Consider the following 13182-nt stretch of genomic DNA (forward strand, 5'->3'; position numbering starts at 1 on the left):
AAGGCCGGATAGGCACGAAGCCTAGATGTTAGTCGGGGTCAGGCCGTCGATCCAATTCGCGAGCAGACGGATGCCCGCGGCGCCGGACTTCTCGGGGTGGAACTGCGTCGCCGACAGCGGCCCGTTCTCCACCGCGGCGAGGAACGGTGCGCCGTAGTCCGTCCATGTGAGATGCGGGTTGGCGAAAGGCCCGTTCGCCTCCATCAGCCATTCCTGCACGCCGAAAGAGTGGACGAAGTAGAAGCGCTCATCCTCGAGGCCGGCGAACAACCTCGACCCCGGATCGGGGCGGACCGTGTTCCATCCCATGTGGGGCAGAACGGGCGCGTCGAGTTCGCGAACGACCCCCGGCCATTCCCCCATGCCCTCGGTATCCACGCCACGCTCGACGCCGAGCTCGAACAGAACCTGCATGCCGACACAGATGCCGAGCACGGGGCGCCCGCCCGCCAGACGCCGGTCGATCAGTCGGTCCCCGCCGCTCGCCCGCAGCGCCTCCATGACCGCGCGAAACGCACCGACGCCAGGCACCAGAAGACCGTCGGCCTCGAGCACGAGCTGCGGGTCCGACGTGAGTCGCGCATCAGCGCCCGCGGCCTGCAGCGCCTTGACGGCCGAGTGGACGTTGCCGGAGCCGTAGTCGAGGACGGCGACGAGCGGGCGAGCCCCGTCATCCGTCACAGCGCACCCTTGGTGCTCGGGATCCCCTCGACGAGGGGATCGAGCGACTTGGCCTGGCGGAAGGCTCGGGCGAAAGCTTTGTACTCGGCCTCGGCGATGTGGTGAGGGTCGCGCCCCTCCAGCACCCGAACGTGCACGGTGAGGCCGCCGTTGAACGCGATCGCCTCGAATGTGTGCCGCACGAGAGATCCCGTGAAGTGGCCACCGATCAGGTGGTGTTCGAAGCCTGCCGGCTCACCCGTGTGCACCAGGTAGGGACGACCCGAGATGTCGACGACAGCCTGCGCGAGGGCTTCGTCGAGCGGGACCAGGGCGTCGCCGTAGCGGGAGATGCCGGCCTTATCGCCGAGCGCCTCGCGGATGGCGATGCCCAGCACGATGGAGACGTCCTCGACCGTGTGGTGCGCGTCGATCTGCGTGTCGCCCGTCGCCTTCACGGTCAGGTCGGTCAGCGAGTGCTTCGCGAATGCCGTCAACATGTGATCGAAGAATGGAACGGTCGTGTCGATGCTGCTCCGACCGGTTCCATCGAGGTTGATTTCGAGGTCGACGGATGACTCACTCGTGCGACGAGTCTTGCTCGCCGTGCGCTCGCTCATGCCTGCGAGTCTATCGACGCGAGTTGGTCGAGGAATGCTGTGGTCTCGTCTTCCGTGCCGGCCGAGACCCGCAGCGTGCCGGGCAGGCCGACGTCGCGCACGAGTACCCCGCGTTCGAACAGCGCGCGCCAGGTAGCGGCGGGATCACTTACCCCGCCGAACAGGATGAAGTTGGTCCACGACTCGTAGGGTTCGTAGCCGAGCGCGGACAGCGTCGCACCCATGCGGTCACGTTGCCCGACGATGTCATCGACCATCGCGAGCATCGTGTCGGCGTGGCGCAGCGCACCGAGCGCCGCGGCTTGCGTCAGCGAGCTCAAGTGGTACGGCAGTCGCACGAGGCGCAGCGCGTCGATGAACGCGGGGTCAGCCGCGAGATAACCCACGCGTGCACCGGCGAAGGCGAACGCCTTGCTCATCGTGCGTGACACCGCCAGACGGGGACGATCGTGCAGGAGCGTCAACGCCGACCGCTGGTCGTGCGGCGCGAACTCCCAATACGCCTCGTCGACGACGACCACGCCCCGGGAGGCACCGTACACCGCCTCGATGACATCGATCGGCAGCGGCGTTCCCGTCGGGTTGTTCGGGGAGCACAACAGAATGATGTCGGGATCTGCCGCGGCCACTTGCTCGGCAGCGAACTCGGGGGTCAGCGTGAAGTCGTGTCCGCGATCGCCCGCGATCCAGCTCGCTCCGGTTCCGGCCGCCAAGAGCGGGTACATCGAATAGGTGGGACCGAATCCGAACACCGTGCGGCCCGGCCCCCCGAAGGCCTGCATGATGTGCTGCAGCACCTCGTTCGATCCGTTCGCCGCCCACATGTTCTCGGAAGTCAGACCGTGGCCGAGATAGTCGGCAAACGCGGTGCGCAACGTATCGAACTCGCGGTCGGGATAGCGGTTGATCTCACGCAGCGCGACGGCGATCCCGTCGAGGATGTCGTCGGCGACCTCCTGCGGAACCGGGTGGGTGTTCTCATTGACATTCAGCGCGATCGGCACGCTTGCCTGAGGAGCCCCGTAGGGGATCTTTCCCCGGAGATCGTCGCGGAGAGGAAGGTCTTCGAGGGATGCGCTCACCCCTCCCATGCTACGACGCGCGGGCAGAGGGGCGACGTCTAGGAGGCGAGGTGGGCCGGGATCGCGATGCTCTGTCCCGCGACAACTGACGAAGACCCGAGCGCGTTCAGGCGAACGATCTCGTCTACGACATCCCTCGGATCGGAGGCCGGTGCCATCTCGAGGGCGATCGACCACAGGGTGTCGCCCGGCTCGACCAGCACGGTGGTGAACTCATCGGTCGACGCCGAAACGCTACGCGAGGCGAGGGCCTCACCGCTCGCGAGCACGCCGACGAAAACCGCCGCCGCGAGAGGCAGAGACACCATGCTCACGACGACGCGACGCCCGCGCGCCGTCAGCCGCAGGCGAGTGTGCGATGGCATCGGCATGAGTGCGGTGATCATCTTGTCCTCCTGGATCGTGCGGTGCTGTGTCACGCGGGATGAGCGTGGGGGCCGCGAGTCCGTCAGGGCCGATCGCGATTCCAGCTCCGCATCCGACTCTCGGCCGGGAGAGCCGGATGCGAAGTTGTGTTCCGAAGTTATCTTCGAGTATTTCATCTTGTCAAGTCCTTCTTGCGCTTCGAATGGCCCGAAATCGTTCGACACGCTCGAACAGATGTGCCGAAATGTCCCACGGACCGGATAGTGTTTCGATGGTCGCGCTGGTGCAAGAGCAGTACACCAGCGACCACCGACATTGCATTCAGAGCGACGCCTCGTACGGCGGAAGGAGCACGACATGACGCTTGAGCCCGGGGATTCCGCGCTGGCGGAGTCGGATGCCGAGAGGGACTCCGACGCGAGTGCGGACGACGTATCCGTCGCAGGAGAAGTAGCCGGGCCGCGGCCGCGCACGCGGCGTCGCAAGAGTCTCAGCGACAAACAGCTCGCGATCCTCGAAGTGATCCAGCGCGCGGTGCAGGCGCATGGCTACCCGCCGAGCATGCGCGAGATCGGCGACGCCGTCGGCCTGCGCTCGCTCTCGAGCGTCACCCACCAGCTCAACCAGCTCGAGCTGTCGGGTTACCTTCGCCGCGACTCGGGCAAGACCCGCGCGATCGAGATCTTGATCGATCTTCCGGGAAGCGCGGCCGAGAATCCCGCAGACGCGGCCCCGCCCGTCGGCGACGCCGCAATGGTGCCCCTCGTCGGCCGCATAGCTGCGGGCGTCCCCATCACTGCCGACCAGCAGGTCGAAGAAGTATTCCCGCTCCCGCGCCAGCTCGTCGGCAAGGGCGAACTGTTCATGCTGCGCGTCTCGGGCGAATCGATGATCGACGCAGCAATCTGCGACGGCGACTGGGTTGTCGTCCGCACGCAGGCGACCGCTGAGAACGGGGACATCGTGGCGGCCATGCTCGACGACGAGGCGACCGTGAAGACCTTCCGGCGGCGCGACGGGCACACATGGTTGCTGCCCCGCAACAGCGCGTTCGAGCCGATCCTCGGTGATCACGCGACCGTGCTCGGCAAGGTCGTCGCTGTCCTGCGCGCCGTCTGACGTCCCGCGGGCCGCGCGCTGTTGGGCGGGAGAACCTGCGCGCACATGCGTCGGGGCGGTATAAGGAGATGTGACCAACCCCACCCCTGCCTCCGCGAACGATGCGGATGTCGCGCGTCGGCTCGCTGAACTCGAAGCCGAAAACGAACAGCTCCGGTCGCGCCTCGACGAGACGCCCGACCGCCCGGACCGCGTCTCGCGTCCGCGGAAGGGCACGTGGCGCGGCGTTCTGTCCTCGGCAGTGATCGTCGTCGCGGCGCTCTTGGTACCGGTCTCGATCGTCTCGGCGTGGGCTCGCACCGAACTCGTCGACGAGACCGCATTTGTCGCGACGTTCGCTCCCCTGGCGCAGGATCCCGCTGTTCAGGCACTGATCGTCGATGAGGCGACGGTTGCGATCGACGAGTCGCTCGATCTGCAGGGGCTGACCGACGATCTGTTCGACGGACTCGGTGGCCTCGGCCTGCCGCCCCGCGCCACGGCAGCGATCGACTTGCTTCGCGGACCAGCGGTCGAAGGGCTCCGCGGCCTGATCGGCACATCCGTGACTCAGCTCGTGGAATCGGACGTGTTCGCCTCGGTCTGGGAGACGGCCCTCCGCGCGAGCCATCGTGGGCTGGCCGCGGCCGCGACGGGCACGACCCCGACGGGCGCCGTCACCATCAGCGACACGGGCGAGGTCGGCATCTCGCTCGCCCCGATCATCGACGAGGTGAAAGAGCGGCTGGTGGCCCAGGGGGTCGGCTTCGCCTCGGCAGTTCCCTCCGTCGATCGCACGATCGTGCTCGTCCAGAGCGACGCTCTCGTCACCGTTCGCATCGTCTACGGAATCGCGGCGGCGGTCGGATGGTGGCTGCCACTCGTCACCCTTGCCCTGTTCGTCGGTGGGGTCCTTCTCGCACGCCGGAAGAGCGTCGCACTCGTCGGAACGGGCGTGGCCATCGCGCTCGGCGGCGGAGCCCTCGCCGTAGCCCTTGCGATCGGCGCGACGGTTGCGTCGATCGCGGCGTCGCAACTCGCTCTGCCGATCACGGCCGTCGATGCCATCTACGAACAGATCATCACGGCGATGCGCGACACGGCGGCCGTGATCGCGCTGATCGGCGTTCTGCTCGCGATTCTTGCGTGGGTGCAGGGGCGGAGCACAGCCGCCATCGCCATCCGGACCGGCGCCGCAGGCATCAACCATCGCCTGCGCTCGACGCTTCGATCCAGCGGAGCGGATACGGGCCGCGTCGGTCGGTGGATCTACACGTACCGCGTCCTGGTGCGGGTCGCCCTCGCCGCGCTGGTAATCCTCTGGCTGTTGACGCTCCGCCCCCTCTCGATCGGTGATGTCTCACTCGTCCTCATCGTCGCGCTCCTGGCCTGGTGGGCGACCGAACTCGCACAGAGCGATGCGGTAGACGATGAACCCGCACGCGCCGAGCCCGAGCTCAGTGCACCGGAGCCCAGTGCGCCCCAGCGCGTCACCGCGTAGGGCAGCCGGCTTCACACACGCGTCGTCGGCACCTCCGCGTAGCCTGTCGTGATGACCACGATCCTGCCTTTCGGAACCTGGCCCTCCCCCATCTCGGCCGCCGAGGTCACGACGTCGGCACCGCGCATCGACGGCGCGCGTTTCATCGCCCGCGACGTGTGGTGGAGCGAGTCGCTGCCCGCGGAGCGTGGTCGCACGGCCATCCTGCGGTTGCCCCGGGACACCGACCACGGCGCGGACGCGGACGTCGTACTGCCCGCACCCTGGAGTGCCCGCTCGCGGGTCCACCAGTACGGCGGTGGCGCATGGACGGTGGATGACGGCGGGATCCTCTTCTTCGTCGAGCAGTCGGATCAGCGAGTATGGCGGCTCGGGGCGGACGGCGAGCCCCGTCCCCTGACCGCTGAGGCCCCGGGCACGCAGTACGGCGACCTGACGTGGTCAGACGGGCGTCTGCTCGCCGTGCGCGAGGTCTCGCGCGAGGGGCACCATCCGGCGCGTGACGTCGTCGAGATTTCCTCCTCGGCTGATGCAGCCCCCTCCGCCCCGGTTTCGCTCGCAGCGGGCCATGACTTTCTCGCATACCCGCGTCTTTCGCCCAACGGCGATCGGCTGGCGTACATCGGGTGGAATCATCCGAACATGCCCTGGGATGCCACCCAGCTGGTCGTGCTCGACACGCCCAGTGGCGAGACCAGCATCGTCGCCGGTGGAGCCCACGAGTCCGTTCTGCAGCCTGAGTGGACGGGTGCCGACGAGCTGACCTACACCACCGACCGCTCCGGCCGGTGGACGCTCGAGCGCCGTCGACTTGGGGGCATCCCGGAACCGACCGTGGCCGAGGAATCGGACACCGACACCGGTGGGCCGCTGTGGAACCTGGGCGCCCGATGGTTCGCCCCGCTCGAGGACGGTCGGATCCTCGCCGTGCGTACACACGGCCGCGACGAAGTTGTCGTGGAGGACGCGGATGGCTCGGTTCGAGCGATCCCGACGCCCCTGTCCGCGCAGGTGCTGATCCGCGACGTTCAGGGCACTCGTGCCCTCGTCACGGGCGCGGGCGCAACGACCCCCTCGGGACTCTGGCTGGTGGACATCGATGACCCTGAGTCCTCACGCCCCCTCCGCGGCGGCGTCTCGTCGAGAAGCATCGGATGGCTGCCCGAAGCCGTCGCCATGACCTTCGACGGACCCGGCGGAGCCGTGCACGCCTTCGCCTACCCGCCGACCAATCCGGGCGTGGAGGGCCCCGCCGGCGAGCGTCCGCCCTACATCGTCACCGTGCACGGCGGGCCGACCGCCCACGTCGCGGGAGAGGCATCTCCCGCCGTCGCCTACTTCACGAGTCGCGGCATCGGTGTGCTCGACGTCAACTACGGCGGATCGAGCGGATATGGTCGCGCGTACCGGCAACGACTAGCCGGACAGTGGGGGGTCGTCGACGTCCAGGACGTCGTCGCGGCAGCCGAGGGCCTCGTCTCGGCGGGACTCGCGGACGGCGACCGGCTGGCGATCAAGGGCGGATCGGCCGGCGGGTGGACCGTTCTGTCGGCGCTGACGACATCCACGACGTTCTCGGCGGGCATCAGCCGGTACGGCGTCGCGGACCTTCGCGCCCTCGCTGAAGACACGCACGACTTCGAATCCCACTACCTGGACGGACTCGTGGGGCCATTGCCGGAGGCCGAGGCGGTGTACGAGGAACGATCGCCGCTCGGGCGTATCGATAGCCTCAGCGTTCCCGTGCTGCTGCTGCAGGGAGCGGATGACCCGGTCGTGCCGCCCGCGCAGGCGTACGCCATGCGCGACGCCCTCGCGGCGCAAGGAATCAGCCATGCCCTCGTGGTCTACGAGGGCGAATCGCACGGCTTCCGTCGCGCCGAGACGATCCAGCACGCGCTCGAGAGCGAGTTGAGCTTTCTCGGGCAGGTGTTCGGGTTCGCCACTCCCGGCGTTCCCGCGCTGCCCCTCGAGTCGGCTCCCTGAGCGGGCCGTTCGGAGCGGCTCCCCTGGCACAAGACGTGACGAACCGGACCCGCGAACCACAACAACTGCCAGGGGAACCGCCCGTGACGACGGGTACGGTCAGCGGAGGAAGGGCGCGAGCTCGGCCGCGAGGCGGGCCGAGACGTGGGCGTGCAGCGCCGTGCCACCCTCTTCATGACCCTCGGAGATGATGAGGCCCGAGTCGTGCGCCGCAGACACCAGGTCTCCGCGGTCGTAGGGCACGAGCGCGCGCACCTCGACGGCCGGGAGCGGCAGCGCCGCCTCGACCGCGGTGCGCAGCTCGTCGATGCCCTCGCCGGTACGGGACGAGACGAACATCGCGTCCGGCACAAGGCCACGCAGCACCATCCGATCGTCCGCATCGATCAGGTCGGCCTTGTTGAAGACGACGATCTCGTGCGCGTCGCGAGCGCCCGCCTCGGCCATGACATCGCGAACCGTGGCGAGCTGGCTCGCCGGGTCGGGGTGTGCTGCATCGACGACGTGCAGGACGACATCCGCGCCCGCGACCTCTTCGAGTGTCGAGCGGAACGCCTCGACCAGCTGGTGCGGGAGGTTGCGGACAAAACCGACGGTGTCGGTGAGCGTGAAAACACGCCCGTCGACCGTCTCGGAGCGCCGGACCGTGGCATCGAGCGTCGCGAACAAGGCGTTCTCGACCAGCACACCCGCGCTCGTCAGCCGGTTGAGCAGGCTCGACTTGCCCGCGTTGGTGTACCCGGCAATCGCGACCGAGGGGATCGTGTTGCGGGTGCGCTCGGCACGCTTGGCCTCGCGGGCCGGTGCGAAGTCACGGATCTGACGGCGCAAAAGCGCCATCTTCGTGCGGATGCGTCGACGGTCCAGCTCGATCTTCGTCTCACCAGGGCCGCGCGATCCCATGCCCGCGCCGCCGGCACCGACCTGGCCACCGGCCTGACGCGACATCGAATCACCCCAACCACGCAGGCGCGGGAGCAGATACTCGAGCTGCGCGAGCTCGACCTGCGCCTTGCCCTCACGGCTCTTCGCGTGCTGGCTGAAGATGTCGAGGATGACCGTGGTGCGGTCGATGACCTTGACCTTGACGACATCCTCGAGCGCGCGCCGCTGGCTGGGCGCCAGCTCGGTGTCGGCGATCACGGTGTCCGCGCCGACCGCCGCGACGAGGTCACGGAGTTCTTGCGCTTTGCCGCTGCCGAGATAGGTCGCGGGGTCCGGATGCGGGCGGCGCTGGAGCACGGCGTCGAGCACGATAGCGCCCGCCGTCTCGGCGAGGGCCGCGAGCTCCCGCAGAGAGTTCTCGGCGTCTTCCTGCTCGCCCTGCGGGTAGACGCCCACGAGCACGACGTTCTCCAACCGCAGCTGCCGGTACTCGACTTCGGTGACATCCTCGAGCTCGGTCGAGAGTCCCGGAACGCGCCGAAGCGCCTGACGATCTTCGCGATCCCACTGGTCACCATCGGAATCGGCGCGAGCGGTGGTCGAGGCATCCTGCAGCGCCTGCGCCGCCCCGAACGTGCGAACGCCCGACCGTGTTTCGGCGCGCGCCAGAACGCGAGCGACGACGTCGTCGGCCTCGCCGTTCTCGTTCGATGTCGGGATGGTGTCGGTCATGTATTTCCTCTCCGGATGCCTCGTGCCGCCTCGTGAAGAGAGCCCCTGGCATCCGTGGTCGTCCGTGTCCGCGCGACGTCGTAAAACTCTAGCCTCCCGCGCGACACGGGTACTCCGCTACGCTCGCACCCATGGCGAGCGACCACTATTTCTCTGCGAGTCCCGCCAGCGCCGAGAATTTACGTCAGATCCGTGTCGACTTGAATGGTCGATCCGTCGAGTTGACGACCGCTGGTGGGGTCTTCAGCCCAGATCGTCTGGACGCTGGGACTGCCGTACTGCTCGCGAACACCCCTGCAGCTCCCGCCGGAGGGCACCTGCTGGATTTGGGCTCCGGATGGGGTCCGGTTGCCCTGACCCTGGCGATGCAGTCTCCGCACGCAACCGTGTGGGCCGTGGACGTCAACGAACGAGCCCTCGACCTGGTGCGTCGGAACGCCGCAAGACTCGAACTCCCTAACGTGAACGCCGTCCTGCCCGATGATGTTCCCGACGACGTGGTGTTTCGCAGCATCCGCTCCAATCCGCCGATTCGGGTGGGCAAGAACGAGTTGCACGGCCTGCTCGAGCGCTGGATCCCTCGGCTCGACGAGCGCAGCGACGCGTGGCTCGTGGTGCAGCGAAACCTGGGCTCCGATTCCCTGCAACGCTGGCTGGCCTCGACGTTCGAGCACGGGTACAGCGTTCATCGCGCTGCCACGGGGCGCGGCTACCGCGTGATCCGCGTCCGTCGCCACGGTTCGCCGCCGACGACGCCGCTCGACATCATCAGCTGACAGCGAGCTCGACAGCGCGTGTCCGCTCAGGCGAGAGCGACGTCGCCCGAGAAGACCAGCACAGCAGGCCCAGACAGCAGCACGTGCATCTCGCCGTCGCGAGCAACCATCCGTACACCGAGCGTTCCGCCGGGGACGTCCACGCGCCAGGCGTCGGGCGCTCCGGCTCCTGCCCAGTGCCGGACGGCCAGGGCAGCCGCCGCGACACCCGTGCCGCAGCTGAGGGTCTCGCCGACGCCACGCTCGAAGACGCGCATCCGAATGACCCCGACGCCGTCCTGAACGAGAGGCTCCGCGGGCACGACGAACTCCACGTTGGCGCCGGCGACCGGTTCGGGCTCGAGAACCGGCTTGTACGTCAGCTCGAGCGCTTCGAGTTCGTCTTCACCGGGCAGCGCGACGACGACATGCGGATTGCCGACATCGACCCCGAGGCCAGGCCGTGCCACACTCAGTCCGCGCGCCCGCACCGTCGGAGCATCCTCATCCACGTCCCACACACCGAGATCCGCTACGAAGCCGTCGTTCGACCGGGCCACATGCTTGACCCCGGCCCGCGTACCGATCGGGATGCCGGCGGCGTCAATCTCGGCGAGCCCCGACTCGGCGAGGTAGTGCGCGAAGACGCGGATACCGTTGCCGCACATCTCGGCCTTCGAGCCATCCGCGTTGCGATAGTCCATGAACCACTCGGCACCCAAAGCCGCGGCGGACGCACCCTCGTCGATGGCCGCCGAACGAACGACGCGCAGGATGCCGTCTGCACCGATGCCGAAGCGTCGGTCGCACAGGGCCGCGATCTGATCGTCGGTCAGCGATAGTGCGCCATCCGGATCCGCGATGATGACGAAGTCGTTGCCCGTGCCGTGGCCTTTGGTGAACGTGACGGTGCCGAGCATACCGACAAGTCTAGGGCGCGAGCTTCATCTCACTCGGTGAGCGCTCGTGCCGCGCTTGCCTCGGCCGCAGGCAACCAGAGCACGTCCGCGTAGCGGCGGAACCACGAGACCTGACGGCGGGCGTACCGACGGGTCAGAGCCTGAGTCTGCGCGATCGCCTCTGTCTGAGTGAGCTCGCCCGTCAGCTGGGCGAGGGCCTGCGCGTACCCGAGCGCTCGACGTGCTGTCGTGCCGCGCTCGAGGCCCTCGGCCCGCAGCGCTTCGACCTCGTCGAGCAGCCCCTGCTCCCACATCGACTCGACCCGCGCATCGAGTCGCTCGACCAGCACGGAGCGCTCCTCGTGCAGACCGATGACTGTCGACGGGTGCCACGGCACCGGCTCGTCCGGAAGCGCGGCGCCGTGGGTCGCGCTCCCCTGTGCCAGCACCTCGAGCGCACGCACGACCCGGCGGCCGTTGCGCGCATCGATCCGGGCGGCGGTTGCGGGGTCCTGCTCCCGCAGCCGCGCGAAGAGGATGCCGGGCCCGTGCGCCTCGAGCTCGGCCTCCAGCTCGGCGCGGAGTACTTCATCGCGTGGCGGGAACGAGAAATCGTAGAGCACGCTCGACACGTAAAGACCGGAGCCGCCCACGAGGATGGCGTGCGCCCCCCGGGCGTGAATCTGCTCGATCGCCCGCCGGGCCTCGGCCTGGTACGCGGCGACAGCGGCGTCTTCGTCGACGTTCAACACGTCGAGCAGATGGTGCGGGATGCCACGGCGCTCAGCGAGCGGGAGCTTCGCCGTGCCGATGTCCATGCCGCGGTACAGCTGCATCGCATCGGCGTTGACGATCTCGGCACGTTCGCCGCGTTCCCCGAGCGCTTCGGCCAGGTCGAGCGACAGCGCGCTTTTGCCTGTGCCCGTCGCGCCGACGACGGCGATCAACCGCGGCGTCGCGTGATCGGACCCGGCGGGCTTTACGCTCACGCCCGCGGCGGCATCACGGGCAGTCCGAGCGACACCGCGCGCGGCGCACCGGATGCTCCAGCCGCCGGGGCGGGCACGGCGCACGACTCAGACTGCGTGCGATCCCAGGCATCCCCCGCCCGCGTGCGCCGAATGCGCAGCGGCGCACCGGCTGGCGCGTCGGCGAGCAGGTAGAACGGTGCCGCGTGCGTCACGACGGCGGTCACGATGTCGCCCGGGCGGGGCGTCTCGGAGCCTGCAGGCAGCTCGACGTGGATGAGCCGGTTGTCTTCGGCGCGTCCCGTCAGGCGGTGGGTCGCGGCATCTTTCTTACCCTCACCAGACGAGATGAGCACGTTGACCTCGCGGCCGACCTGCGCTCGGTTCTCTTCGAGGGAGATGCGGTCCTGCAATGCCATCAGGCGCTCATAGCGCTCCTGCACGACCGCCTTCGGCACCTGATCGGGCATGGTCGCGGCGGGCGTGCCTTCGCGGATCGAGTACTGGAAGGTGAAGGCACTGGCGAAGCGGGCCTGCTCCACGACGCGGAGCGTCTCGGCGAAGTCTTCCTCGGTCTCACCGGGGAATCCGACGATGATGTCGGTCGTGATCGCGGCGTTGGGGATTCGCTCACGGACCCGGTCGAGGATGCCGAGGAACTTCTCGCTACGGTACGAACGCCGCATGGCCTTGAGGATGCGGTCGCTGCCCGACTGCAGGGGCATGTGCAGCTGCGGCATGACGGACGGCGTCTCGGCCATCGCGTCGATCACGTCGTCGGTGAAGGCTGCCGGGTGGGGGCTCGTGAAGCGGATGCGCTCGAGTCCGCGAATCTCGCCGGTCGCGCGCAACAGCTTGCCGAAGGCGTGACGGTCGCCGAACTCGACACCGTAGGAGTTGACGTTCTGCCCGAGCAGCGTGACCTCGATGGCACCGTCGTCGACCAGCAGGCTGACCTCTTCGAGGATGTCGCCCGGGCGACGGTCGCGCTCTTTGCCGCGCAGGGTCGGGACGATGCAGAAGGTGCAGGTGTTGTTGCATCCGACCGAGATCGACACCAAGCCGCTGTAGACCGAGTCGCGCTTGGTCGGAAGCGTCGAGGGGAACACCTCGAGGGATTCGAGGATCTCGAGCTCGGCATCGCCGTTGTGCCGCGCGCGTTCGAGCAGGCGCGGGAGCGAACCCATGTTGTGCGTGCCGAAGACGACGTCGACCCAGGGGGCCTTGTCGATCACGGCCTGCTTGTCCATCTGGGCCAGGCACCCGCCGACGGCGATCTGCATGCCGTCCTTACGGCGCTTGACGGATGCGAGATGCCCGAGCGTGCCGTAGAGCTTGCCCGATGCGTTTTCACGCACCGCGCAGGTGTTGATGATGATGACGTCCGCCTCGGACCCGGCATCCGCGCGGACGTATCCGGCGCTCTCGAGCGATCCGGAGAGGCGCTCGGAGTCGTGGACGTTCATCTGACAGCCGAACGTACGCACCTCGTAGGTGCGGGCGGCGCCGTCTTCGGCGCGTGCGGCCGCGGATGGCGCGATGAGCGTCGGGGCCGAAGAAAGAGAAGACATGATGTGTCCGATTCTACGAGCCCACGTCGCCTCGAGGCGCTGAGCAGTCCGTCCGCGAG

General features: G+C 68.3%; 12 protein-coding genes. 4 read left to right on the forward strand and 8 right to left on the reverse strand.

The window, feature by feature from the left end:
- Positions 1-21 precede the first annotated feature (21 nt).
- The 4 genes from hisH to ACT9TC_RS03500 are packed head-to-tail and all read right to left on the reverse strand — an operon-like array spanning position 22 to position 2781.
- Positions 22-681 (reverse strand): imidazole glycerol phosphate synthase subunit HisH, encoded by a 660-nt coding sequence (gene hisH / locus ACT9TC_RS03485; RefSeq protein ID WP_458042044.1) that lies wholly within the window; start codon positions 679-681, stop codon positions 22-24.
- The gene (gene hisB / locus ACT9TC_RS03490) at positions 678-1280 is read right to left on the reverse strand and encodes an imidazoleglycerol-phosphate dehydratase HisB (RefSeq protein ID WP_458042045.1); all 603 of its coding nucleotides are present in this window, start codon (positions 1278-1280) and stop codon (positions 678-680) included. Before hisB ends, hisH begins: the two co-directional genes overlap by 4 nt.
- Entirely contained in the window at positions 1277-2362 is a 1086-nt protein-coding gene (locus ACT9TC_RS03495; RefSeq protein ID WP_458042046.1) for a histidinol-phosphate transaminase, read from the reverse strand. Before ACT9TC_RS03495 ends, hisB begins: the two co-directional genes overlap by 4 nt.
- A 38-nt stretch (positions 2363-2400) precedes the next feature.
- Positions 2401-2781, reverse strand: coding sequence for a LysM peptidoglycan-binding domain-containing protein (locus ACT9TC_RS03500; RefSeq protein WP_458042047.1), 381 nt, complete (start codon positions 2779-2781; stop codon positions 2401-2403).
- Positions 2782-3085: 304 nt separating this feature from the next.
- Here ACT9TC_RS03500 and lexA point away from each other — a divergent pair, with 304 nt between their 5' ends.
- The 3 genes from lexA to ACT9TC_RS03515 all read left to right on the forward strand — a co-directional run bounded on the left by lexA (position 3086) and on the right by ACT9TC_RS03515 (position 7313).
- Entirely contained in the window at positions 3086-3847 is a 762-nt protein-coding gene (gene lexA, locus ACT9TC_RS03505) for a transcriptional repressor LexA (protein ID WP_458042048.1), read from the forward strand.
- Between the two features lie 70 nt (positions 3848-3917).
- Positions 3918-5327 (forward strand): hypothetical protein, encoded by a 1410-nt coding sequence (locus ACT9TC_RS03510; RefSeq protein ID WP_458042049.1) that lies wholly within the window; start codon positions 3918-3920, stop codon positions 5325-5327.
- A gap of 51 nt (positions 5328-5378) precedes the next feature.
- Positions 5379-7313: an alpha/beta hydrolase family protein gene (locus tag ACT9TC_RS03515; RefSeq protein WP_458042050.1), complete on the forward strand. Its 1935-nt coding sequence runs from the start codon at positions 5379-5381 to the stop codon at positions 7311-7313.
- A gap of 99 nt (positions 7314-7412) precedes the next feature.
- Here the strand turns inward: ACT9TC_RS03515 and hflX are convergent, their stop codons facing one another.
- Positions 7413-8930: a GTPase HflX gene (hflX, locus tag ACT9TC_RS03520; RefSeq protein ID WP_458042051.1), complete on the reverse strand. Its 1518-nt coding sequence runs from the start codon at positions 8928-8930 to the stop codon at positions 7413-7415.
- A 131-nt stretch (positions 8931-9061) separates the two neighbouring features.
- Between hflX and ACT9TC_RS03525 the strand changes: the two genes are divergently transcribed.
- Positions 9062-9706 carry a class I SAM-dependent methyltransferase gene (locus ACT9TC_RS03525; protein WP_458042052.1) on the forward strand — a complete coding sequence of 215 codons (645 nt, stop codon included), beginning with the start codon at positions 9062-9064 and terminating at the stop codon, positions 9704-9706.
- 26 nt (positions 9707-9732) lie between these two features.
- On the opposite strand, the gene dapF is transcribed toward ACT9TC_RS03525, so the two are convergent.
- The 3 genes from dapF to miaB are packed head-to-tail and all read right to left on the reverse strand — an operon-like array spanning position 9733 to position 13123.
- Positions 9733-10605 carry a diaminopimelate epimerase gene (gene dapF / locus ACT9TC_RS03530; RefSeq protein ID WP_458042053.1) on the reverse strand — a complete coding sequence of 291 codons (873 nt, stop codon included), beginning with the start codon at positions 10603-10605 and terminating at the stop codon, positions 9733-9735.
- A 29-nt stretch (positions 10606-10634) separates the two neighbouring features.
- Positions 10635-11573: a tRNA (adenosine(37)-N6)-dimethylallyltransferase MiaA gene (gene miaA / locus ACT9TC_RS03535; RefSeq protein ID WP_458042054.1), complete on the reverse strand. Its 939-nt coding sequence runs from the start codon at positions 11571-11573 to the stop codon at positions 10635-10637.
- A complete protein-coding gene (gene miaB, locus ACT9TC_RS03540) occupies positions 11570-13123 on the reverse strand; it encodes a tRNA (N6-isopentenyl adenosine(37)-C2)-methylthiotransferase MiaB (RefSeq protein WP_458042055.1) in 1554 nt (517 codons plus the stop codon). Before miaB ends, miaA begins: the two co-directional genes overlap by 4 nt.
- Positions 13124-13182: the final 59 nt, after the last annotated feature.

The organism is Microbacterium sp. HM-570, assembly GCF_054165885.1.

Bases quoted from the DNA above. Each gene is read 5' to 3' on its own strand.
- hisB (WP_458042045.1), bottom strand. From the start codon at position 1,280: ATGAGCGAGCGCACGGCGAGCAAGACTCGTCGCACGAGTGAGTCATCC.
- lexA (WP_458042048.1), top strand. From the start codon at position 3,086: ATGACGCTTGAGCCCGGGGATTCCGCGCTGGCGGAGTCGGATGCCGAG.
- ACT9TC_RS03515 (WP_458042050.1), top strand. From the start codon at position 5,379: ATGACCACGATCCTGCCTTTCGGAACCTGGCCCTCCCCCATCTCGGCC.
- hflX (WP_458042051.1), bottom strand. From the start codon at position 8,930: ATGACCGACACCATCCCGACATCGAACGAGAACGGCGAGGCCGACGAC.
- ACT9TC_RS03525 (WP_458042052.1), top strand. From the start codon at position 9,062: ATGGCGAGCGACCACTATTTCTCTGCGAGTCCCGCCAGCGCCGAGAAT.
- dapF (WP_458042053.1), bottom strand. From the start codon at position 10,605: ATGCTCGGCACCGTCACGTTCACCAAAGGCCACGGCACGGGCAACGAC.
- miaB (WP_458042055.1), bottom strand. From the start codon at position 13,123: ATGTCTTCTCTTTCTTCGGCCCCGACGCTCATCGCGCCATCCGCGGCC.